Genomic DNA, 21756 nt, shown 5'->3' with positions numbered 1-21756 from the left:
GCCTCGCCGACGGCGGGGGACCGTGAGGCGGAGTGCGGCCGACGATCGCGTCAGGCCGCCGCCCCGCCCTCGCCCTGCGTGTATTCCCGCCACAGCAGCACCAGCGCCGCCATGACGGCCGGACCGAGGAACAGGCCGAGCAGGCCGAAATTCTCGACCCCGCCGAGGATGCCGAGGAGGACGAACAGGAAGGGGAGCCGCGTCGCGCCGCCGATCAGGGCCGGGCGCACGAAGTGATCCGCCACGAAGGTCACGACGAGGCCGGCGACGACGACGATGGCCGCCGCGACCAGGGCGCCGTTGGCCGCCACCAGCAGGGCCGCGATGCCGAACACGACCGGTGCCGCGAAGGGGATCATCGCCGCGAGCGCGGTGAGCGCCCCGAACAGCACCGGGTGGGGCACACCCGCGAAGTAATACGCCACGCCGAGAAGGAAGCCCTCCCCGAGCCCGACCAGGACGAGGCCGTCGACGGTGCCGTGCACCGAGGCCACCATCTGGCGGGCGACCCGCTCGCCGCGGGGGCCGAACAGGCGCCGGCAGGCGACGAGCCCCTGGGCGGCGACCGCCGGCCCGTCGCGGAACAGGAAGAACAGCGTCAGCAGGGTGAAGCCGAACAGCATCACCCGGTGGGCGATCTGGCTGCCGAAGACGCGCCCGTAGCCGATCAGCGAGGAGCGGTCGAGCCGGTGCAGCAATTCGGACGAGCCGGCCGGGTGGCTCAGGTTCTCCTGCCACCACGCCGAGACCTGCGCGGCGCCGAAGGGCAGGTGCTGAACCGCCTCCGGCACCGGCCAGCCCTGCTCCTCGATCTGACGCCAGAAATGCAGCACGTCCCGGGCCTCCCGGGCCGCCTGCACGGCGACGAGGACGAGGGGCACCAGCACCACGAGGGCGGTGGCGAGGGTGAACAGGGCCGGCCAGACGATGTCGTGGCGGCCGGTGGGCAGGTTCCGGGTCGCCCGGACATAGAGGGGCCGCAGGGCGATCGTCAGGATCACCGCCCAGACCAGGGCGGGCAGGAAGCCGTGCAGCACCCACAGGCCGATCCCGGCGAGGACCAGCACCAGCGCGACCCGGGCCGGGGCATGCGCCCGGTCCTGCTCCCGCTGCGCGCCCGGCGGCATGACGTGTTCCATGATCTGCTCCCCGCCCATGCGGCCCACCCTCCGCGAAGGCTCGCCGCGCAACCCCCGAGAACCGATCGGCCGCGAGGCAGTTCCGCCCCGGGGCGAGTTCCGCCCGCGGTTGCCCCCCGTTCCCCCCTCGTGTATGCGGGCCGCTCGACCGGGGCGACGGCGCGTCCGCGCCGCCGTCCCGATTCGGCCGCCCTCTCCGGCGGAACGACACCAGACAGCTCGAGGCCGTCGTCAGCGCGGTCCGTGACCGGGGCTCGGGCGGAGGCCCCTGCGTCGCGGGAGAGGCGTCGCGGGGTCGAGCCAGACCTGATCACGAAAGCGGCTGCACGCCCATGTCCGACACCTTCGACCGCGTTGCCGACATCATCGCCGAGACGGCCGACATCCCGCGCGACTCGATCACGCCGGAGAGCCACGCGATCGACGACCTCGGCATCGACAGCCTCGCCTTCCTCGACATCGCCTTCGCGATCGACAAGGCCTTCGGCATCAAGCTGCCCCTCGAACAGTGGACCCAGGAGGTCAACGAGGGCAAGGTCCCGGCCGAGGAGTATTTCGTCCTCAAGAACCTCTGCGCCCGCATCGACGGGCTGGTGGCCGAGAAGGCCGCCAAGGTCTGACGCGCCCGCCCCGGGCCGACGGGAAGCCATGCGCCTCGAATATTTCGAGATGATCGACGAAGTGGTGGCCCTCGACACCGGGGCGGGCCGCCTCTCGGCGCGCGCCCGCGTGCCGCTGGAGAGCCCGGTCTTCGAGGGGCACTTCCCCGGCCACCCCCTGGTGCCGGGCGTGCTCCTCACCGAGACCATGGCGCAGGCCTCCGGCTACCTCCTCCTCGCCCGCTCGGATTTCCGCCACATGCCGTTCCTGATGGGCGTCGACAAGGCGCGCTTCCGCTCCTTCGTGGGCCCCGGCGCCGACCTCGCCGTCGAGGCGAGCCTGGAGCATGACGGCTCGGGCTACGCGGTGACCAAGGCGGCGATCACCGCCGAGGGCAAACCCCTCTGCAACGCGGAGCTGCGCTTCAAGACCATGCCGTTCCCGGCTGGCCTCGACGGGCCGATGCGCGCGCGCGCCAAGGCGATCGGGCTCTCGATCGGGCTCCCCGACGGGGCGCGGCCGTGAGCACGCCCTCCCGCGACGTGGTGGTGACCGGCCTCGGCCTCGTCTCCTGCGCGGGCGAGGGTGTCGAGGCCCATCTCGCGGCGCTCCGCGCCGGCGAGGCCCCGCGCACCGACGCCGCGCGCTTCGCGCCCTGGCCGGTCCATCCGGTGGTGCCGCTCGCCCTCGACGGGCAGATCCCCAAGAAGGCCGACCAGCGCCAGATGGAAGCCTGGCAGCGGCTCGGGGTCTACGCGGCCGGGCTCGCCCTCGACGCGGCCGGCCTGAAGGAGGACGCGGCGCGAAAAGGCGCGCTCCACCTCATCGTGGCGGCGGGCGGCGGCGAGCGCGACTACGCGGCGGATGGCCAGATCCTCACCGGCCTCGCGGCGGCGGCGGATCCCGGCGCCTACCTCAACGAGCGCCTGCAGAACGACCTGCGCCCGACGCTCTTCCTCGCCCAGCTCTCGAACCTGCTCGCGGGCAACATCGCCATCGTGCACGGGGTGACGGGCGCCTCGCGCACCTTCATGGGCGAGGAATCGAGCGGGGTCGACGCGCTGCGAATCGCGCGGGCGCGCATCGCCGCCGGCCAGGTCGACAGCGTGCTCGTCGGCGGCTCCTACAACGCCGAGCGGGCCGACGTGCTCCTCGTGCACGAGATGGGCGGCTACCTGTACCGGCCCGAGTACGCCCCGGTCTTCCGGCGCGCGGGCGAGGGCGGCTTCATCCTCGGCAGCGGCGCCGCCTTCCTGGTGCTGGAGGCGGCCGAGCACGCCGCGGCGCGGGGCGCCGCCCCGCTCGCCCGCCTCGCCGCCGTCGAGAGCGACCGCGGCCGGCGCGCACCCGGCGGCGCGGCGGAGAGCCTCGCGGCGCTGTGGACCCGGGCCGGGTTCGAGGCGCCGGACGCGGTGATCTCGGGCGCCACCGGCTGCGCCGGGATCACGGCCGAGGAGGGGACCGTGCTCGCCGCGCGGGCGCCCGCGGCGCGGGTGAGCGCGCTCGGCGACCTCACCGGCCACACCCTCGAAGCCACCGCGCCCTTCGGGGCCGCGCTCGCGGCCGCGCTCGTTCAGGCGGGCGAGGCGCGCGAGGTCGCCGTCACGGCGGTCGGGCACCGCCGCGGCGAGGGCGTCCTGCGCATCCTGCCCGCCCGGGAGGAGGCCCGATGAGCCGCTACCGCGACGCGCAGGGACGGCCCCTCGTCGCCGTCACCGGCCTCGGCATGGTCACCTCCCTGGGCCAGGGGGTGGCGGAGAACTGGGCCGCCCTGACCGCCGGGCGCTCGGGCATCCACGCGATCACCCGCTTCCCGACCGAGGGCCTGCGCACCCGCATCGCCGGGACCGTCGACTTTCTCGACGTCCGGCCGATGGTGGCGCCCCTCCTGTCCGAGCGGCTCGCCGCCGCCGCCGCCGAGGAGGCGGTCGGGCAGGCGCGGCTTCCGGGCGACTTCCCGGGCGCGCTCTTCATCGCGGTGCCGCCCGTCGAGATGGAGTGGCCGCAGCGGCAGGCCCTGGCGCAGGCCGCCCAGGCGAACGGGCAGGGGAATGGCGAGGTGACCTACGCCGACCTCCTGCGCGCCGCCGCCTCCCGCCGTTTCGACGACTGGCACGACCTCTTCATCTTCGGCACGGTGGCCGACCGAATCGCCGACCGCTTCGGCACCAAGGGCTCGCCGATCTCGCTCTCCACCGCCTGCTCGTCGGGCGCCACCGCGATCCAGCTCGGCGTCGAGGCGATCCGGCGCGGCGAGATGCGCGCCGCCCTCTGCATCGGCACCGACGGCTCGGTGAACCCCGAATCGCTGATCCGCTTCTCGCTGCTCTCGGCGCTCTCGACCCAGAACGACCCGCCCGAGGGCGCCTCGAAGCCCTTCGCCAAGAACCGGGACGGGTTCGTCATGGGCGAGGGCGCCGCCGCCCTGGTGCTGGAGGACGCGGAGGAAGCGGCGGCCCGCGGCGCGCGCATCCTCGGCTACGTGCTCGGCTGCGGCGAGAAGGGCGACGGCTTCCACCGCACCCGGTCCAGCCCCGACGGCGCCCCGATCATCGCGGCGATCCGCGAGGCGATCGCGGATGCGGGCCTGAGCCCGGCGGCGATCGACACCGTCAACGCCCACGGCACCGGCACGCCGGAGAACGACAGGATGGAGGCGCTGGGCTGCCTCGCGGTGCTGGGCGACCGGATGAGGTCCGTGCCGATCTCGTCCAACAAGTCGATGATCGGCCACACGCTGACGGCGGCGGGCGCCGTGGAGGCGGCGGTCTCGCTGCTGACCATCCAGCACGGCCGCGTGCCGCCGACGATCAACTACGCGGTGCCGGACCCGGCCCTCCCGCTCGACGTGGTGACGGAGGCCCGCGACCTGCCGGTGCGCACGGTCCTGTCGAACTCCTTCGGCTTCGGCGGCCAGAACACCTGCCTGGTGTTCGCGGCGGAGCCGGCCCCGGCGGAGCCGGCGTGAGCGCGCCGCGCAGTCTCGTCACCGGCGGCGCCCGGGGCGTCGGCGCCGCCACCGTGCGGGCGCTGGTCGGCGCCGGCCACGACGTCGACTTCACGGTGCGCGAGTCCGGGGAGGCGGCGGGCGCCCTGGTGGCGGACCTCGCCGCCGCCCATCCGGACCGGGCCGTGCGGGCGCTGCCCCTCGACCTCGCCGACCGCGCCGCCCTCGACGCCTTCGCGGAGGAGGCCGCGGAGGCGGGCTATTACGGCTACGTCCACAATGCCGGCCAATCCTACGACACGCTCGCGGCGATCCTCGACCAGGAGCGGGCCGAGGCGGCCATGCAGGTGAATTTCTGGTCGCTCACCCGCCTCGCCAAGGCACTGGTGCGGCCGATGACCCGGGCCAAGGCCGGCCGCATCGTGGCGATCGGCTCGGTGGCGGCGCTGCGCGGCAACCCGGGCAACGCCGCCTACGCGGCCACCAAGGGCGCGCTGATCAGCTATTGCCGCACGCTCGCCCTCGAATCCGCCCGCCGCGGCGTGACCGTGAACGTGGTGGCGCCCGGCTTCGTCGACACCGCCATGATGGCCCCCTACGCGGCCCACCGCGCCGGGATGGAGAAGCAGATCCCGGCGGGACGCTTCGCCGCGCCCGAGGATGTCGCGGCCCTGGTGGCCTTCCTGATCGGGCCCGGGGCCGCGTACATCACGGGCGCGGTGCTCCCCGTCGATGGCGGCCTCACCGCGATGCTGGGCGTTCACCGCGGCTGAGCGCCCGCCTTAACCTTCCCGCCGCACAGACCCGCGCCGCGCGACCGGCGCCTGACCGAGAGGCTCGAAGCGCGATGCGCCGCGTCCGACTGGCGGTGGCCCTCCTCGTCCTGGGGACGGGGACGGCCCTCGCCCAAACCGAATTCTTCCGGGTCGACGGCCTGCCCCCGGGGGACACGCTCAGCATCCGCGAGGGACCGGACGCCGCGGCGCCGGCACTCGGCCAGGTGCCCCTCGACGCGCGGCTGCGCGGCTTCGGCTGCACCACCGACACGCCGAGCGGGAACACGTGGTGCCGGGTGAAGTCCGGGCGCGTCGTCGGCTGGGCGCGGCGGCGGTTCCTGGCGCCGGAGTGAGGGCGGACCATTGCCCGCGCGATCCGGCAGGGATAGTCGAGGGCGGGAAAGGATCAGGATCCCGGCATGGGCACGATGGTGATCCGCGACGAGGCGCTGGTGACGGCCCGCCTTCTCGATGACGCGGATCTCGTCGCGCATCTTCGGGCGCTCGGCGCGAACGAGACGGTGATCCTCAGAGTTGCCGGCGAGGCGATCCGGTTCCGACGTCTTCCCGCTTCCGTCGACGGATCGGAGCCGGGCCTCGTGCCGGATTCCGGCTCGGAACCGGCTTGGGCCGCGTTGAGGCGACGGCGACACGGCGAGACGGTCTCGGTCGAGATCGCTGGGGAAGGCCGGCCGGCCGACCCCTACCTCCTGTTGCTCTCGATGACCCTCGACGAGTGGAACAGCCCGGAAGATGCCGCGGCCTATGACGGGCTTTGAGCGCTGGTCCGTCCTGACGGCCCTGTTTCCCTTCGTCGACATCCCGAACCGCAAACCCCGCCCGGTCCTGGTGCTCTCGGATCTCGGCTTCAACCGCAGCCACGACGTCTTCATCGCCGCCATGATCACGACTGCCGCGGCGGGCCGCTGGCCGAGCGACCATCCCATCCTCGATCTCGCGGCGGCGGGCCTGCGGACGCCCTCCGTCGTGCGCTGGAAGCTGTTCACGCTGCCGCACGGCGTCGTCGGCAAGACGATCGGCATGATGGCGCAGGACGACCGCACCGCGGTGTCGACCCGCCTCGGCCACATTCTCCTGCCACCGGACCCGCGCGTCCTTCCCTCGTCGAGCTGACCCATGCGAGCCCTGCAGATCTTCGGAGACCGCGACCTGCGCCTGTCGGAGGTCGCGGCGCCGCCGCCGCCCGGCCCGGGCGAGATCGAGGTGCGGATCCGCGCGGTCGGGCTCAACTTCATCGACGTCTGGGGCTTCCGCGGCATGGCCTTCGCCAAGCGCAAGCTGCCCCTCACGGTCGGGGCCGAGGCGGCGGGCGAGATCCTCGGCCTGGGCGAGGGGGTCGAGGGTCTGAAGGTCGGGGATCCGGTGGCCCTCTACGGCGCCCTGACCTGCGGCCGCTGCAAGGCCTGCCGGGAAGGCCGCGACAACCTCTGCGAGGAAGTCGGCGGCGTGCTCGGATTCCACATCGACGGCTTCGCCCGGGAGCGGATCGTCATGCCCGCCCGCCTCGCGGTGCCGGTGCCCGCCGGCGTCGACTTCGTCCAGGCCGCCTGCGCGCCGGTCGCCTTCGGCACCGTCCAGCACATGCTGTTCGACAATGCCCGCCTGGAGCCGGGCGAATCCGTCCTCGTCCACGCGGGCGGCTCGGGAATCGGCACCACGGCGATCAAGATGGCGAAGGCGATCGGCTGCACGGTCTTCACCACCGTCGGCGACGATGCCAAGGGCGAGAAGGCGAGGGCGCTCGGCGCCGACCACGTCATCAACTACCGCAGCGAGCGCTTCGAGGGCGAGGTGCGGCGCCTGACCAAGCGCAAGGGCGTCGACGTGGTGTTCGAGCATGTCGGCCCCGACACCTGGAACGGGTCCCTGCTCTGCCTCAAGCGGGGCGGGCGGCTCGTCACCTGCGGCTCGACCTCCGGCGTCTCCACCACCATGAACCTGATGCAGCTGTTCCAGCAGCAGTACCGCATCACGGGGTCGTTCGGCTGCCGGATCGAGAATATCGCGCAGTCGCTCGCCAAGATGGCGGCCGGTCTCACCCCGGTGGTCGATACCGTGCTACCCCTGGACCGGTTCCAGGAGGGCCTCGCCCGGCTCGAATCCCGGCAGGTCTTCGGGAAGCTGATCGCGACCCTGTGAGGGTGCGCCGCTCAGGACGCGTCGCGCGGGCCGGCCGGAATCTCCTCCAAGAGGACGATGCCCCTGCGTGCGATCAGGTCCACGACCGCCTCGATCTGCCCCGCACTCAGCGGGCGATCCCCGAGCAGGGCCTCGACCTGCGCGGACGTGACCTGGCCGTCACGCGCCGCCGCCGCGATGAAATCATCGAGTGCCACCAGAAAATCGGCGGGGAGACTTGCGTCAGTCACGGCGCTGGATCACTCCATCGAGGGACATCCCAGAGGGAACTCTAGGGCATGACGAGAGGGGCGAAAAGAGTGCGGCCCGCGGAAATAGCTTGTAAAATGACGGCGAGCGGACGACCTGCGATGCGAGGTCCCGGATCCGCGCGGGACGCCGCCCCCCTTCGTGAGACCCTTCCGCCGTGCTGCGCCTGAAGCTGAGGCTCTACCGCTCCCTCTCCCGCCTCGCCGAATGGCCGATGGTCCCGCTCGTGCGGCTGCTCTTCGGCATCGCGAGCCTGCTCGGGCCGGCCCGGGCGGGCGGCTTCGGCGCCTGGCTCGGGCGCACGCTCGGGCCGCGCCTGCCCTCGCACCGCACCGCGCTCGCCAACCTGCGCCAGGCCTACCCGGACAAGAGCGAGGCCGCGATCGCCGCGCTGGCCCGCGGGGCCTGGGAGAATCTCGGCCGCACCGGTGCCGAGTACGCGCATCTCGGCGAGATCTTCGACTACGACCCCCAGGCCGCGTCGCCCGGGCGCATCGAGGTCGAGGGCATCGAGCACTTCTTCGCCCTGCGCGACGACGGCAAGCCGGGCCTGATCTTCTCCGCCCACCTCGCCAACTGGGAATTGCCGGCGATCTGCGCGGCGCGGTTCGGCCTGGAGGCGAGCGCGGTGTTCCGGCCGCCGAACAACCCGGCGGCCAAGCGCCTCGTGGCGGAGGTGCGCCGCGCCACGATGGGCGGCCTCACCGCGGCGGGGCCCGGCGCCGCCTTCGCCATGCAGGGCGTGGTGGAGCGCGGGGGCCATCTCGGCATGCTGGTCGACCAGCACTTCACCCGCGGGGTGGTGGTGGAGTTCTTCGGGCGTCCGGTCCTGGTGAACCCGCTCCTCGCCAAGCTCGCCCGGCACTACGAGTGCCCGGTGCACGGCGTGCGGGTGATCCGCCTTCCGGGCGACCGCTTCCGGCTCGAACTCACCCCCGCCCTGGACCTGCCGCGCGACGCCGCCGGTGCCCTCGACATCCAGGGCGCCATGCAGGCGATGACGCGGGTGATCGAGGGCTGGGTGCGCGAGCATCCCGATCAGTGGATGTGGATGCATCGGCGCTGGCGGCCGGCCATGCTGCCCCGCGCCGCGCAGGGGCCGGTGCCTCAAGCTAACGTGACTTCCGTCGGTCGGGCGGCCGGGGCTTGATGCGGCCATGACCAGTGCGGTGTTCCGGAGTCTTCTGGCGGCTCTCCTCCTCGGCGGCGCGGGCCCGGCCGCTTCGGGCGAGGTGCCGCGGGTGGTGGTGGAATTGTTCACGAGCCAGGGCTGCTCCGCCTGCCCGCCGGCCGACCGCATCATCGGCGACCTGTCCCGGGACCCGGGCGTCATCGCGCTCAGCCTGCCGGTGACCTACTGGGACTATCTCGGCTGGAAGGACACCCTGGCGCACGCCGCCTTCACGGAACGCCAGCGCGCCTATGCGGGCATGCGCGGCGACCGGCAGGTCTACACGCCCCAGGCGGTGATCAACGGCGCCTCCGCGGTGGTGGGCTCGGACCGGGACGCCCTGGAGCACACGATCCGCGACCCGGGCACCGCCGCGAGCCTTCCGGTGCCGATCCGCAGCGCGGTCGAGGGCGACCGGATCCTGGTGGATGTCGGCCCGGCCCCGGAGGCCGGCCGCACGGCGGATCTCTGGCTGCTCCCGGTGACCCGCTTCCGCGAGGTCACGATCGCCCGCGGCGAGAACCGGGGCAAGACCATCACCTACCGCAATGTGGTGCGCGGCATGCACCGCGTCGGCGCCTGGAGCGGCGCGCCCGCGCATTACGAACTGCCGCGGGACATCCTGGGGGCGTCCGGCGACGCGGATTCCTACGTGCTGGTGCTGCAGGCCGAGCATGACGGCCCGGGGCGGATCCTGGGCGCCGCCAAGGGGCCGGGTCTCTGAGGCGCGCGGACGTTACCCACGCGCCTCGACGGACGCCGCCCGCCACCGGAAGGCGCCACCGTCGCGGATGACCCGCCCGGCCGGAGCGGCGGGAAAATGCGAACTCAGGAACAGCAGCTCCTCCGCGCTCGCCCGATCGAGCATCCGGTGCCGCGTCCTCCGCGCGTCCTCCGGCGAGGCGCAGAACGCCGAACTCCAGTCCGGCCGGCGCAGCTGCACCGGGTGATGCAGGATGTCGCCGGCGGCGAGCGCCCGCTCACCGCAGGATTCGAGGAGGATCGACTGGTGGTCGCGGCTATGCCCGGGCGTCGCCAGGACGGTGAAACCGTCCAGCACCTCCCCGCCCTCCGGCTCGACCATCGCGGCCTGCCCCGCCTCGATCACCGGCAGGACGCTGTCGGTGAAGACGTCGAAGCCGCGCAGGGACGGGCCGTCCGCGCCGAGATAGGGGGCGCATCCGGCCCTGGGGAGGAAGTAGCGGGCATTCGGGAAGGTGGGCACCCACGTCTCCCCGACCCGGCGCGTGTTCCACCCGACGTGATCCGTGTGGACGTGCGTGACGAGGACGTGCGTCACCGCCTCCGGCGTCGCGCCCGCCGCCGCGAGGCGGTCGAGGAACGGCGTGTCGAGCCGGTCGAACAGCGGTGACGCGCGGCGCTTGCCGTTGCCGATCGCGGGATCGATCAGGACGACCTGCGACGGGGTCCTGACGAGCCAGGAATGCACGCCGAGCGTGAGCTTCCCGTCGCTCTGCCCGTCTTCCTCCGTCGCTTCCCAGTCCGGGAGCAGCGCGACGGGTTCGAACACGAGCGTCGTCTCGGGGATGCACGCGATCGTCGCGTCGCCGAGCCGGAGCGAAGGGTAGGTCATGCGGGGTCTCCGTCCGGACGATAGCAGCCGCGGGTTCCGCCGGTCCACGTCCGACCCGGCGTCGTGACGGCCGGCCTTCGTCCGCGGCGCGTATGACGCATGGCCAGGCGGTAAGATCCCGGCAGGTCGGTCCTCAGAGCATAGCTGCGCCGTTGCGCCGAAAACGTTAGCATCCTATCTATGACCCATCGCAACGGTCGCCCGCTCGACGCGTTCCTTCTTGATGCGCCGCATGCTCCTCCAATCCCTCACCCTCGGCCTCCTGCGGGCGAGCCGCGCCTGGCGCCGGGCCGCCGACGAGGTCGTGACCGCCTTCGGGCTCACCGAGGCGACCGCCCTGCCGCTGCTGCTGATCGGGCGCCTCGGCGAGCCCCGCCAGACCGCGCTCGCCGAGGCGCTCGGCATCGAGGGGCCGACCCTGGTGCGCCTGCTCGATCAGGTCGAGGAGGCCGGCCTCGCGGCGCGGCGCGAGGATCCCACGGACCGGCGCGCCAAGGTTCTGAGCCTCACCGCGGAGGGCCGTGCCCGCGTGGCCGCCATCGAGGCGGAGTTCGACCGGCTGCGCGGCCGCATCTTCGCGCAGGTGCCCGACGAGGATCTGCGCGCCACCCTGCGGGTGCTCTCGGCCCTGCGCGAGGGCGCCGGGGACCACCCGGTTCCCGCGCTCCCGCCCGCTGAAAGGGCCGCGTCATGAGCCTGCCCGGCTGGCGCGCCTGGCTGTTCGCGGTGAAGACCGCGGGCGCCGCGCTGCTCGCGCTCTTCATCGCGCTCTGGATCGACCTGCCGCGCCCCTACTGGGCGATGGCGACCGTGTACATCACCGCCCAGGCGCTGGCCGGCGCGACGCGCTCGAAGGCCGCCTACCGGGTCGGCGGCACGCTGATCGGCGTCGCCGTCGCGGTGGCGCTGGTGCCCGCCCTCGTCAACGCGCCGGAACTCCTCGCCGCCGCCCTGGCGCTCTGGGCGGCCTTCTGCCTCTACGTCTCGCTCCTCGACCGCGGGCCCCAGAGCTACCTGTTCATGCTCGGCGGCTACACGGCGGCCCTGATCGGCTTCCCGGCCGTTTCCGACCCCGGTTCCATCTTCGACACGGCGGTGGCCCGCGCCGAGGAGATCACGCTCGGCATCCTCTGCGCCGCCCTGGTGTCGAGCCTCGTCGTCCCGCAGCCGGTCGGGCCGGTGGTGGCGCAGCGCATCGCCGCCTGGCTCGCCGAGGCCGGCCGCTGGACCGGCGAGGTGCTGTCGGGCGCCGCCGAGGACCCGCAGGTCCGCGCGAGGCGGCTGCGGCTCGCGACCGAGGCGGGCGAGATCGACGTGCTGGCCACGCACCTCGCCTTCGACACCTCCCGGCAGGCGGCGGCCGCGCCCTGGGTGCGGACGCTGCGCGCGCGGATGCTGCTGCTGCTGCCGGTGCTGTCCTCCCTGGCGGACCGCATCGCGGCGCTGCGGGCCGTCGCCGGCCTCACGGCCGACCTGCGCGACCTGCTGCGCGACCTGGAGGAATGGGCGAAGGCCGGCGCGCCGCCCGCCGGCAGCGCCCACCTCACGGCGCGGATCGAGGCGGCCGAGCACGGTCTCCCGCCCGACCCGGATTGGGGCATGCTCGTCCGCGCGAGCCTCCTCGACCGCCTGCGCGAACTCGTCGCCCTCTCGCGGGATTGCCGCACCCTGGAGGAGCACATCGCCCGCGGCGGCGGCCGGCTCGCGGGGCCGCTCGCCTATGGCGGCGAGTTCGCCCGGCGGCCGCCGCAGCACCGCGACCACGGCATGGCCCTGCGCTCCGCCCTGGGCGTGCTGGTCTCGGCCCTGGTCTGCGTCGGTCTCTGGATCGCCACCGCCTGGCCGGACGGCGCCACCGCCGCGATGATGGGCGTCGTCCTCTGCTGCCTCTTCGCCGCGCAGGACGACCCCACGCCCGCGATCCTCGGCTTCGCGCAATGGTCGGCCGTCGCCGCCGTGGCGGTGGGGATCCTGCTCTTCGGCGTGCTGCCGCAGGTCCACGATTTCGGGATGCTCACCCTCGCGCTCGCCCCGCCGCTCCTCGCCGCCGGCCTGATGATGGCGATCCCGCGCACCGCCGGCGCCGGCATCGCGCTCGGGGTGAACGGCAACGCCCTGCTGGCGATCCAGAACCGCTACGACGCCGATTTCGCGGCCTTCGTGAACTCGTCGCTGGCGCTGCTCGGCGGCATCTGGCTCGCCGCCCTGGTCACCGGCCTGATCCGCGCGACCGGCGCCGAGCAGGGGGCGTGGCGGATCCTGCGCCTGAGCCGGCGCGACCTCGCCCGCGCGGCCGCCCGCCGGGGACGCGGCGACCGGGTCGCCTTCGCGGGTCTGATGCTCGACCGGCTCGGCCTGCTGGTGCCGCGCATCGCCGCCTCCGCGCCCGACAGCGCGCTGCGCCGCGTCGACACGCTGGCGGAGCTGCGGGTCGGCATGGTGCTGGTCTTCCTGCGCCGCGCCCGGCACGGGCTGCCGGCCGAGCACGTCGCCGCCCTCGACCGGGTGCTCGACGGCGTCGCGCGGCACTACAGCCGCGACCGCCCGGACGCGGATCCCCTGATCCTGGAGGCGATCGACGCGGCCCTGCGCCGGATCGGCGCGCGGCCGGGTCCGGAGGGGCGCCGCGACGCGCTGCTCGGCCTGGCGGGGCTGCGCCGCGCGCTGTTCCCCGATGCGCCGCCCTACGCCCCGCCCGGGCGGCCCCTCGTCCTGCCGGAGGCCGCCTGATGCCCGACCTCGACCTCTACGGCGTGTTCCTGCCGGCCCTCCTGGTCCAGGCGGTGATCGCCTTCGGGCTGAGCCTGGTCCTGCGCCGCCTGATCGCCTGGGCGGGCCTCTACCGCCTCGTCTGGCACCGCCCGCTCTTCGACACCGCCCTCACCCTGACCTGCCTCGGGGCCGTCGCCGCCCTGGCCCCGCGCTTCGCCTGAGCTCCCGCCATGACCCGCTTCCTCGCCTTCCTGGGCCGCTTCGCCGTCACGGGCCTCCTGCTCCTCGTGGCGGTCGCGGTCGGCGCCGCGCTCTGGGACTACTACCTGGAGGCCCCCTGGACCCGCGACGGGCGCGTGCGCGCCGAGGTGGTCGGCGTGGCGCCCGACGTCTCGGGGCTCGTGCGCGACGTCGCCGTGCGGGACAATCAGGAGGTGAGGCGGGGCGACGTCCTGTTCCGGATCGACCCGGAGCGCTTCGCGCTCGCCCTGCGCCAGGCCGAGGCCGTGGTGGCGGGCCGCAAGGCGACGCTGACCCAGGCGGAGGCCGACCTCGCCCGCTACCAGCAGCTCAGCGACAACGTGGTGTCGCAGCAGAAGCTGGAGCAGGCGCTCGCCACCGACCAGGGCGCGCGGGCCGCCTACGACCAGGCGGTGGCGGACCGCGACCTCGCCAAGCTCAACCTCGCCCGCTCGGAGGTTCGCGCCTCCGTCAACGGCCGCATCTCCAACCTCGATCTGCGCCCCGGCAGCTACGTGGCGACCGGCAAGGCCGTGATGGCGCTGGTCGACACCGACACGCTGCACGTCGAGGGCTATTTCGAGGAGACGAAGCTCGACCGCATCCGCGTCGGCGATCCGGTGAGCGTGCACCTGATGGGCGACGAGCGGGACCTCTCGGGCCGCGTGGAGAGCGTGGCGGCCGGCATCGAGGACCGGGAGCGGACGGCGGGGGCGACCCTGCTCGCCAACGTCAACCCGACCTTCGCCTGGGTGCGCCTCGCCCAGCGCGTGCCGGTGCGGGTCGCCCTCGACGCCTCGCCGGCGACGACGCATCTCACGGTGGGGCGCACGGCGACCGTCGTCGTCCGGTCGGGAGGCCAGGCCGAGCCCCGCCCGCTCGACGGGCTGTGGAAGCGCCTGGAGACCGTCCGGACGGGGCTCGTCGCCAGTCGCAAGGGATGAGGCTCGCCTCTGGGTTGACGTCGCCCTGACTTCGCTCCCATAGGGCGACCTATGCCTTTGGGTGGGGCGGCCGCAACGACGCGCGCCCCGGGAAACGCCGGTTCTGGAGGGACAGAGATGGCTGACGACGCCCCCGACGCGCTCGGTGCGCGCACGCTCGCCCGCATCACGCGGCGGCTGATGCCGCTGCTCGGGCTGATGTACCTGATCGCCTATATCGACCGGCAGAACGTCTCCTACGCCAAGCTGCAGATGGTGGGCGATCTCGGGCTCAGCGAGGCCGCCTACGGGCTCGGCGCGTCGCTGTTCTTCGTCGCCTACTTCCTGTTCGAGGTGCCCTCGAACGTCATCCTGGAGCGGGTCGGCGCCCGGCTGTGGTTCACCCGGATCATGGCGAGCTGGGGCTTGGTGACCGTGCTCCTCGGCTTCACGCAGGGCACGGTGATGTTCTACGTGCTGCGCTTCCTGCTCGGCGCGGCGGAGGCGGGCTTCTTTCCGGGCGTGCTCTTCGCGCTGACCCTGTGGTTCCCGCAGAGCCATCGCGGCCGCATGGTCGGCTGGTTCATGATCGCGAGCGCCGTCGCCAACGCGGTGGGCGCGGCCATCGGCGGCATGCTCCTCGACCTCGACGGGGCGCTCGGCCTGCGCGGCTGGCAGTGGGTCTTCCTCGCCACCGGCGTCCCGGCGATGCTGCTCGCGATCGTGGTGTTCTTCATCCTGCCCGAGGGCCCGGCGCAGGCGCGCTGGCTGCCCGCCGAGGAGAAGAAGTGGCTCGCCGACGCGCTCGCCCGCGAGGCCGCGACCAGCGCCCGCACCGAGCACGAGAACCCGTTCCGCATCCTCCTCGACCGCCGGGTGATGATGCTGGCGCTGCTCTACGTGGCCTTCCCGCTCGCCGCCTACGGCCTGAGCTACTGGCTGCCGACCGTGGTGAAGGGCTTCGGGGTCTCGAACAGCGTCAACGGCTGGCTGAACGTGATCCCCTGGATCGCGGTGGCGCTCGCCCTGTGGTGGGTGCCGCGCCATGCCGCCAAGACCGGCGAGACAACCTGGCACATCGCCGGCCCGGCCCTGGTCGGATCGCTGGCCCTGATCCTCAGCGTGGTGGTGCCGGGCTCGGCCCTGAAATTCGCCTGCCTGTGCGTGGCGGCGGCGGGCATCTTCGCCGGCCAGCCGGTCTTCTGGTCGCTGCCCCCGACCTTCCTCAGCGGCGCGACGGCGGCGGCCGGCATCGCGGCGATCAACTCGGTGGGCAATCTCGGCGGCTTCGTCGCCCAGAACGTCGTGCCGCTGATCCGCGATGCCAGCGGCAGCGACCTCACCCCGATGCTGTTCCTCGCCGCGGCCCTGCTGGTCGGCGCCGGGATGGTCTTCGTCGTCCAGGCGATGCTGCGCCGGCCGGCCCCTGGCGCCGCGCCGGGCGTAACCCTGGCGCGACGGTGAGAGCGCCCCGCCCGCGGTCCGGCCGGATCGCGGGCGGGAGGCGCTTGGCGGGGCCGGTCCCGCGTCAGGCCACCCGGTACACGCTGAGCGCCACGTGGTCCGGCGCCCGGGCGCCCGTCGCCAGGAACAGGCTCGTCGTCATCCAGGCCAGGGCCGGCGCGGCGGTCTCGAACCGCAGCGCGGTGCGGAAGTAGATCAGCGCCGGATCGACCGGCTCCCCGCGCCGGATCCGCTCCAGCGCCTCCGGCGGGCCGAAGCGCAGGCCCGTATTCTCCACGTAGACGAGCGCGCCGTCCTCCGCCTCGACCACGTAGCGGGCGTGCAGCAGCGTCAGCCCGTCCGCCTCAATGGTCTGGAAGTCGGCGCCTCCGGGCAGCACCCGCCCGGTCAGCGCCGGACCCTCCACGCGGCCGCCGGTGATCGCGATCACCCGCCGCTCGCCCGCCCGCGTCGGCCCGACCGTGCAGGGCGGCGCGACCGCGATCCGCGCGTCGAAGACGTGGACGAGGCCCGGCGGCGGCAGCGTCACGGCGCCCTCACGAGGGGGCAGTCGCTCTGCGCCAGCGGCCGGAAGGCGTCCTCGCCCGGCAGCGTCGCCACCCGGGTCAGGAGATCCCATTCCCCCCGCGACTCCTCCGGGCGCTTGACCCGGTAGAGCGAGACGTCGCGGACCACCCGGCCGTCCGCCCGCAGCCGGCCGCCCTTCGTCATCACGTCGTCGATCGGCATCTCGCGCATCTTGGCCATCACGGCGTCGGCCCCGTCGGTCCCGGCCGCCCGCACCGCCTTGAGGTAGTGCGTCACCGCCGAGTAGACGCCGGCCTGGTAGCCGTTCGGCATCGCGTGCTGCCGGTCGTGGAAGCGCTTGGCGAAGGCGCGCGCGGCCTCGTCCTGGTCCCAGTAGAAGGCCTCGGCGAGATAGAGGCCGCCCGCCACCGGCAGCCCGAGGGCGTGGACGTCGACGACCGTCATGTAGAAGCCCGCGAGCTTCTGCTTGCCGCCCAGCAGCCCGAACTCGGAGGCCTGCTTGACCGCGTTGATCGCGTCGGCCCCGACGTTGAACAGCGCGATGACGTCCGCGCCCGAGCCCTGCGCCTGCAGGATCTGGGAGGACAGGTCGGGCGAGAGCAGCGGGTGGAAGACCTGGCCGGCGACGCGCCCGCCGCCCGCCGTCACCACCGGCGTCACGTCCGCCACGAAGGACTTGCCCAGCGTGATGTCGGCGACGACGTAGAACCAACTCGCCTCGCCGGCCGCGACCAGGGGCTTGGCGATCGTCCGGGCGAGCGCGTAGGTGTCGATCACCCACAGCGCGCCGTTCGGCGAGCATTGCGCGCCGGTGATCACCGTCGAGCCCGAGCCGGTGATCAGGGCGAGCCGGCCCTTCTCCCGGGCGAGCGCCTGGACGCCGAGCGCGATCGCCGAGTTGTCGAGGTCGGTGATCATGTCGACGCCGTCCTGGTCGAACCAGCGCCGGGCGATGCTGCTCGCCACGTCGGGCTTGCTCTGGTGGTCGGCCGAGACGATCTCGATCGGCTTGCCGAGCACGGTGGGCCCGAAATCCTCCACGGCGAGGCGGGCCGCCGTGACGCTGCCGCTGCCGAAATTGTCGGCCATGCCCGTCGACATGTCGGCCAGCACGCCGATCCGGACCACGTCGCCGGAGACCTGGGCCGAGGCCGGCCCGAGGGCCGCCAGCCCGAGGAGGAGGGCGGCCGCCCAGGCCCGCAGGCCCCGTCCCGCACCGCTGCCGGATGGACCCGGCACCCTGATCCGCCAGCCCGTCATGCGCGAGCCCTCCCGTTGCCCGGGTCCCGCGGTCTTGTCGCCGCCCCGGTCGTTTAGTTATTATTCATAACATTTTTCCCGTTGGCAATTGGCGCGTTTCGCGGTCAGGCTCTCCTCCGATCAGTGAGAGTGGCGGCCGTGTAAGGTCAGGCCACCGAAGCAGAGCGGTGCGATTGATGTTGGAGGTGAAGGCGAACCAGTTTGGTCGATCTTGTACAGATTTATATTTGTATTGTGAAAGAGTGAATTTCAGAATGCGTGTTCGCTGGGCCCCTTGACGCATCGGGATGCAGGCCCGGAAACGTCGGTTCGGATGCTTTTGTTCAGCGATGCGGCGGCTCTTGGCCCGGAATTTGTTTGGAGCGCTGCGACGGCCCGCCTCGGGCCGAACAGGAATGGGGAGACCTCGTGGACGATCGAGTCATGTCCGGCCCCCGCCGCCGGGACCTGATCGCGCTGATCGGTGCCGCGGCCGGCAGCGCGGCGGCCTATCAGGCCATGACCAGCCTCGGGTTCGCGGGCGAGTCGGGCTACAAGGGGCCGGTGAGGCTGGAGGGCGCCCCGCGGGGTACCCGCGTGCTCGTGCTCGGCGCCGGCCTCGCGGGCATGACGGCCGCGCTGGAATTGTCCCGGGCCGGCTACGCGGTCCAGATGCTGGAGTTCAACCAGCGGGCGGGCGGGCGCAACTGGACCCTGCGCGGCGGCGACAGCTTCACCGAACTCGGCGGCGCCACGCAGACCTGCCGGTTCGATGCCGGCCTCTACCTCAATCCCGGTCCCTGGCGGATCCCCTACCATCACCGCGCCGTGCTCGATTACTGCCGACGTCTCGGGGTGGCGCTCGAACCCTTCGTGCAGCTCAACCACAACGCCTATCTGCACGCGACGGGGGCCTTCGGCGGGAAGCCGCAGCGGATCCGCGAGATCAAGACCGACTTCCAGGGCGCGACCGCGGAACTGCTCGCCAAGGCGACGGCGCAGGGCGCCCTCGACGCCCGGGTCTCGAAGGAGGACCGTGAGGTCCTGCTGGAGGCGCTGCGCTCGTGGGGCGCCCTCGACAAGGATCTCGCCTACCGGGCCGGCGAATCGACGGGCGAGTTCCGGGGCTACGCCCGGGATGCGGGCGGGGGCTTGGGCGCCGCCCCGGTGCCGGGCGAGCCGATCGGCCTCCACGACATCCTGCACTCGCGCCTGTGGCGCAGCCTGCAGAACTTCGCCCTCTACGAGTTCCAGACCACGATGTTCCAGCCCGTGGGCGGCATGGACCGGATCGGACAGGCCTTCGCGGCGCAGCTGCCCGGCGTGATCCGCACGGGCGCCAAGGTGACGGCGATCGCCCAGGATTCCCGCCGGGTCACGGTGACCTACGAGGACCAGGCGGCGGGCGGCGCCGTCCGGCAGGAGACCGCCGATTGGTGCGTCTGCACCCTGCCGCTCACCATCCTCAGCCAGCTTCCGGTCCAGGTCGGGAGCGCCATGAAGGCGGCGATCGATGCCGTGCCCTACGCCTCGTCGGTGAAGTTCGGCCTCCAGTTCCGCCGCCGCTTCTGGGAGGAGGACGAGGCGATCTACGGCGGCATCACCTACACCGACCTGCCGATCCGGCAGATCTCCTACCCGAGCACCGGCTACAACACGCCGGGCAAGGGGGTGCTGCTCGGCGGCTACACCTGGAACGGTCCGAACTCCTACGAGTTCACGGCGCTGCCGCCGGAGGAACGGGTGCGGCGGGCCGTGGCGTTCGGGGCGCGCATCCACCCGCAATACGCGAGCGAGTTCGAGACCGGCATCGCCGTCGCGTGGCACCGGGTGCCCTTCACCCTCGGCTGCGCCGGGGACTGGACGGAGGCGGCGCGCCACGCCCACTACGACGATCTCTGCGCGATCGACGGGCGGATCGTGCTCGCGGGCGAGCACGCCTCCTACATCCCGGCCTGGCAGGAGGGGGCGATCCTCTCCGCCCTCGACGCGATCACCCGGCTCCACCGCCGGATCCTCGCCGCATGAGCGGCCCCCTCTCGCGAACAGGATCGATCATGGGGACGTCCCTGCGGGCCGCCGCGGCCCTCCTCCTCGCCGGCCTCGCCGCATCGGCGGCAGGCGCGGAGCCCGCCCCGCCGGAGGAGGGCCTCAGCCGCGGCGCCGCCTTCGCCGAGCAGGGCGGCGAGGCACTCTACGCCTCCGTCTGCGCCGCCTGCCACATGGGCGACGGCAAGGGCGCGGCCGGAGCGGCGCGCTACCCGGCGCTGGCCGGCGACCCGAACCTGGCGGCGGGCGGATACCCGGTCCTGGTCCTGGTCCGGGGCCTGCGCGGGATGCCGCCGCTCGGCCGCATGATGACCGACGCCCAGGTGGCCGACGTGGTCAACTACGTGCGAAGCCATTTCGGCAACGCCTATGCGGACGCCGTCACGCCGGCCGACGTGGCCGCGTCCCGCCCGTGAGGCGGCAGGCGAATGACGAGGGAATGACGATGATGACGATTCGACCGGGCGTGGCGGCCTGCCTGCTCCTCGGCGCGGCCCTCGCGGGCGGCGGCGCCCGCGCACAGGAGGTGGTCCGCCACCGGATCCCGAATTCCGACTTCCCGATCGCCCAGGCGGTCGAGGTTCCGGCCGGCCGGACCACGGTCTATGTCAGCGGCGCGGTCCCGCCGGTGCTCGACGAGGCGGCCCCCAAGAACACCGTCGCGGCCTACGGCGACACCCGCACCCAGGCCTCCTCCGTGCTGAAGGCGATCGACGCGACGCTCAAGCGGCTCAACCTGGGCATGGGGGACGTGGTGAAGATGACGGTCTTCCTGGTCGGCGACCCGGCCAAGGAGGGACGCATGGACTTCGCCGGGTTCATGACGGCCTATCGCGAGCATTTCGGCACGCCGGCCCAGCCGAACCTCCCGGCCCGCTCCGTGGTGCAGGTCGCGGGCCTCGCCAATCCGGGCTACCTCGTCGAGATCGAGGTCACGGCCGTGCGCCCGTAGGAACCCATGGAACGCTCTGAGGAGGTGGCGCCACACCCTCCCCCCTCTGCGGGCTTGCTCATTCACACTTCGCCGGATGAGGCGCGGGTTTCTCCTCTCCCCGCGCGCGGGGAGAGGGCTGCGGACCCAACGAGGGGTCCGCAGCGAGCCCGAAGGGCGAGGGTGAGCGACTGTCTGGCGTGTCAAGTCTGGGCGGCGAGTTGGGCGCGGACATCACGGGCCTTGGCGTTGAGGCGCACGAGCAGCTTGTGGGCGAGAGCGATGCGGATGACCTTTGGGGGCTTTCCGGCTTGGCGCAACCGTTGGTCGAAGGCGATGAAGTCGGGATCGAAGCGCCGCACGCAGCTGGTGACCACGAACAGGATGGCGCGCACGTCGGCCCGTCCGCCGCGCACGGGGCGTCGGCCGCTGCTCTGGCCGCTGTCGCGGGCGATGGGTGCCAAGCCGGCCAGCTTGGCGATGGCTTTGCCCGAGAGGGTGCCGATCTCCGGCAGGTCGGCCATCAGGCGGGCGATCGTGCGGTCGGCCACGCCCTTGATCGTGCGGAAGGTCGCATCGAGGGCAACCCAGAGCGGATCGGCCTTGAGCTGGGCGGTGATCGCCTCCTCCAACGCGGCGATCTGGCGGTTGATCAGCTCGACCATCTCGGCGACCGAGGTGCGCACCTGCGGCTCGGTGACGAGGCGGCCCTGGTTGGTCTGGACGGTGCGCGCCTCGACCAGTTGATGCAGGCGCGTGACCAGGGCGCTGAGCCGCTCCTGAGCCGGGCTGGCCGGCGGCCGGGGTTTGATCCGGCGCACCTCGGCGAAGCGCGCGATGACGCCGGCATCGATCTGGTCGGTCTTCTCGAGGATGCCCATGGCCTCGGCGAAGCGCCGCACCTGGCGGGGGTTGAGGAGGGCGCAGGGCAGGCCGTCCGCCCAGAGCAGGCGGAAGGGCTGCTGTTCGTAGCCGCCGGTGGCCTCCAGGGCGACGAGGGTGACGTGGTTGTCCCGGCAGAAGCGGGCGAGCGT

25 protein-coding genes are annotated in these 21756 nt (G+C 73.1%); 19 read left to right on the top strand and 6 right to left on the bottom strand.

The window, feature by feature from the left end; translation table 11 throughout:
- Window positions 1-50 precede the first annotated feature (50 nt).
- Window positions 51-1139: an AI-2E family transporter gene (locus ACW9J6_RS23135; RefSeq protein ID WP_457118874.1), complete on the bottom strand. Its 1089-nt coding sequence runs from the start codon at window positions 1137-1139 to the stop codon at window positions 51-53.
- Between the two features lie 332 nt (window positions 1140-1471).
- Here ACW9J6_RS23135 and ACW9J6_RS23130 point away from each other — a divergent pair, with 332 nt between their 5' ends.
- The 9 genes from ACW9J6_RS23130 to ACW9J6_RS23090 all read left to right on the top strand — a co-directional run bounded on the left by ACW9J6_RS23130 (window position 1472) and on the right by ACW9J6_RS23090 (window position 7622).
- On the top strand, window positions 1472-1759 hold the full coding sequence (locus ACW9J6_RS23130; RefSeq protein ID WP_457118873.1) for an acyl carrier protein: 288 nt from the start codon (window positions 1472-1474) through the stop codon (window positions 1757-1759).
- Between the two features lie 28 nt (window positions 1760-1787).
- Window positions 1788-2264 carry a 3-hydroxyacyl-ACP dehydratase FabZ family protein gene (locus ACW9J6_RS23125; RefSeq protein WP_457118872.1) on the top strand — a complete coding sequence of 159 codons (477 nt, stop codon included), beginning with the start codon at window positions 1788-1790 and terminating at the stop codon, window positions 2262-2264.
- On the top strand, window positions 2261-3412 hold the full coding sequence (locus ACW9J6_RS23120) for a beta-ketoacyl-ACP synthase (protein WP_457118871.1): 1152 nt from the start codon (window positions 2261-2263) through the stop codon (window positions 3410-3412). Before ACW9J6_RS23125 ends, ACW9J6_RS23120 begins: the two co-directional genes overlap by 4 nt.
- Window positions 3409-4707, top strand: a complete 1299-nt coding sequence (locus ACW9J6_RS23115) for a beta-ketoacyl-ACP synthase (RefSeq protein ID WP_457118870.1) — start codon at window positions 3409-3411, stop codon at window positions 4705-4707. Before ACW9J6_RS23120 ends, ACW9J6_RS23115 begins: the two co-directional genes overlap by 4 nt.
- Window positions 4704-5459 carry an SDR family oxidoreductase gene (locus tag ACW9J6_RS23110; RefSeq protein WP_457118869.1) on the top strand — a complete coding sequence of 252 codons (756 nt, stop codon included), beginning with the start codon at window positions 4704-4706 and terminating at the stop codon, window positions 5457-5459. The genes ACW9J6_RS23115 and ACW9J6_RS23110 overlap by 4 nt, the downstream gene beginning before the upstream one ends.
- A 74-nt stretch (window positions 5460-5533) precedes the next feature.
- Window positions 5534-5815 carry an SH3 domain-containing protein gene (locus ACW9J6_RS23105; RefSeq protein WP_457118868.1) on the top strand — a complete coding sequence of 94 codons (282 nt, stop codon included), beginning with the start codon at window positions 5534-5536 and terminating at the stop codon, window positions 5813-5815.
- 66 nt (window positions 5816-5881) lie between these two features.
- The gene (locus ACW9J6_RS23100) at window positions 5882-6241 is read left to right on the top strand and encodes a hypothetical protein (protein ID WP_457118867.1); all 360 of its coding nucleotides are present in this window, start codon (window positions 5882-5884) and stop codon (window positions 6239-6241) included.
- Window positions 6228-6596, top strand: a complete 369-nt coding sequence (locus ACW9J6_RS23095) for a type II toxin-antitoxin system PemK/MazF family toxin (RefSeq protein ID WP_457118866.1) — start codon at window positions 6228-6230, stop codon at window positions 6594-6596. The genes ACW9J6_RS23100 and ACW9J6_RS23095 overlap by 14 nt, the downstream gene beginning before the upstream one ends.
- Window positions 6597-6599: 3 nt before the next feature.
- A complete protein-coding gene (locus ACW9J6_RS23090) occupies window positions 6600-7622 on the top strand; it encodes a zinc-binding dehydrogenase (RefSeq protein WP_457118865.1) in 1023 nt (340 codons plus the stop codon).
- A gap of 11 nt (window positions 7623-7633) precedes the next feature.
- On the opposite strand, the gene ACW9J6_RS23085 is transcribed toward ACW9J6_RS23090, so the two are convergent.
- Window positions 7634-7819 (bottom strand): RNA polymerase sigma factor region1.1 domain-containing protein, encoded by a 186-nt coding sequence (locus ACW9J6_RS23085; RefSeq protein ID WP_457118864.1) that lies wholly within the window; start codon window positions 7817-7819, stop codon window positions 7634-7636.
- A 209-nt stretch (window positions 7820-8028) separates the two neighbouring features.
- On the opposite strand from ACW9J6_RS23085, the gene ACW9J6_RS23080 reads away from it, so the two are divergent.
- Together ACW9J6_RS23080 and ACW9J6_RS23075 are read left to right on the top strand one after the other, a co-directional pair.
- The gene (locus ACW9J6_RS23080; protein ID WP_457118863.1) at window positions 8029-9021 is read left to right on the top strand and encodes a lipid A biosynthesis lauroyl acyltransferase; all 993 of its coding nucleotides are present in this window, start codon (window positions 8029-8031) and stop codon (window positions 9019-9021) included.
- Window positions 9022-9028: 7 nt separating this feature from the next.
- A complete protein-coding gene (locus ACW9J6_RS23075) occupies window positions 9029-9766 on the top strand; it encodes a DUF1223 domain-containing protein (protein WP_457118862.1) in 738 nt (245 codons plus the stop codon).
- 12 nt (window positions 9767-9778) lie between these two features.
- On the opposite strand, the gene ACW9J6_RS23070 is transcribed toward ACW9J6_RS23075, so the two are convergent.
- Window positions 9779-10636: an MBL fold metallo-hydrolase gene (locus tag ACW9J6_RS23070; protein WP_457118861.1), complete on the bottom strand. Its 858-nt coding sequence runs from the start codon at window positions 10634-10636 to the stop codon at window positions 9779-9781.
- A gap of 223 nt (window positions 10637-10859) precedes the next feature.
- Between ACW9J6_RS23070 and ACW9J6_RS23065 the strand changes: the two genes are divergently transcribed.
- From ACW9J6_RS23065 to ACW9J6_RS23045, 5 genes are all read left to right on the top strand, one after another.
- The gene (locus tag ACW9J6_RS23065; protein WP_457118860.1) at window positions 10860-11330 is read left to right on the top strand and encodes a MarR family winged helix-turn-helix transcriptional regulator; all 471 of its coding nucleotides are present in this window, start codon (window positions 10860-10862) and stop codon (window positions 11328-11330) included.
- A complete protein-coding gene (locus tag ACW9J6_RS23060) occupies window positions 11327-13366 on the top strand; it encodes an FUSC family protein (RefSeq protein WP_457118859.1) in 2040 nt (679 codons plus the stop codon). Before ACW9J6_RS23065 ends, ACW9J6_RS23060 begins: the two co-directional genes overlap by 4 nt.
- On the top strand, window positions 13366-13569 hold the full coding sequence (locus tag ACW9J6_RS23055; protein WP_457118858.1) for a DUF1656 domain-containing protein: 204 nt from the start codon (window positions 13366-13368) through the stop codon (window positions 13567-13569). The genes ACW9J6_RS23060 and ACW9J6_RS23055 overlap by 1 nt, the downstream gene beginning before the upstream one ends.
- A gap of 9 nt (window positions 13570-13578) precedes the next feature.
- Window positions 13579-14532, top strand: a complete 954-nt coding sequence (locus ACW9J6_RS23050) for an efflux RND transporter periplasmic adaptor subunit (protein WP_457118857.1) — start codon at window positions 13579-13581, stop codon at window positions 14530-14532.
- Between the two features lie 117 nt (window positions 14533-14649).
- Window positions 14650-15975 carry an MFS transporter gene (locus tag ACW9J6_RS23045; RefSeq protein ID WP_457118856.1) on the top strand — a complete coding sequence of 442 codons (1326 nt, stop codon included), beginning with the start codon at window positions 14650-14652 and terminating at the stop codon, window positions 15973-15975.
- Between the two features lie 64 nt (window positions 15976-16039).
- On the opposite strand, the gene ACW9J6_RS23040 is transcribed toward ACW9J6_RS23045, so the two are convergent.
- Window positions 16040-16504 (bottom strand): DUF3237 domain-containing protein, encoded by a 465-nt coding sequence (locus ACW9J6_RS23040; RefSeq protein WP_457118855.1) that lies wholly within the window; start codon window positions 16502-16504, stop codon window positions 16040-16042.
- Window positions 16501-17763, bottom strand: coding sequence for an ABC transporter substrate-binding protein (locus tag ACW9J6_RS23035; RefSeq protein ID WP_457118854.1), 1263 nt, complete (start codon window positions 17761-17763; stop codon window positions 16501-16503). The genes ACW9J6_RS23040 and ACW9J6_RS23035 overlap by 4 nt, the downstream gene beginning before the upstream one ends.
- Window positions 17764-18186: 423 nt before the next feature.
- Here ACW9J6_RS23035 and ACW9J6_RS23030 point away from each other — a divergent pair, with 423 nt between their 5' ends.
- Genes ACW9J6_RS23030 through ACW9J6_RS23020 form a run of 3 tightly spaced genes read left to right on the top strand, consistent with a single transcriptional unit; the run spans window position 18187 to window position 20743 of the window.
- A complete protein-coding gene (locus ACW9J6_RS23030; protein ID WP_457118853.1) occupies window positions 18187-19770 on the top strand; it encodes a flavin monoamine oxidase family protein in 1584 nt (527 codons plus the stop codon).
- A 29-nt stretch (window positions 19771-19799) separates the two neighbouring features.
- Entirely contained in the window at window positions 19800-20207 is a 408-nt protein-coding gene (locus tag ACW9J6_RS23025; protein WP_457118852.1) for a c-type cytochrome, read from the top strand.
- Between the two features lie 29 nt (window positions 20208-20236).
- On the top strand, window positions 20237-20743 hold the full coding sequence (locus tag ACW9J6_RS23020) for a RidA family protein (protein ID WP_457118851.1): 507 nt from the start codon (window positions 20237-20239) through the stop codon (window positions 20741-20743).
- A gap of 182 nt (window positions 20744-20925) precedes the next feature.
- On the opposite strand, the gene ACW9J6_RS23015 is transcribed toward ACW9J6_RS23020, so the two are convergent.
- Window positions 20926-21756 (bottom strand): IS110 family RNA-guided transposase (locus ACW9J6_RS23015; protein ID WP_457115101.1); only part of this gene is annotated, 831 nt, incomplete at its 5' end.

The organism is Methylobacterium sp. JK268 (assembly GCF_054052225.1).
The sequence above is the reverse complement of the archived record's forward strand: the minus strand, read 5'-3'. Positions and strand labels throughout refer to the sequence as shown.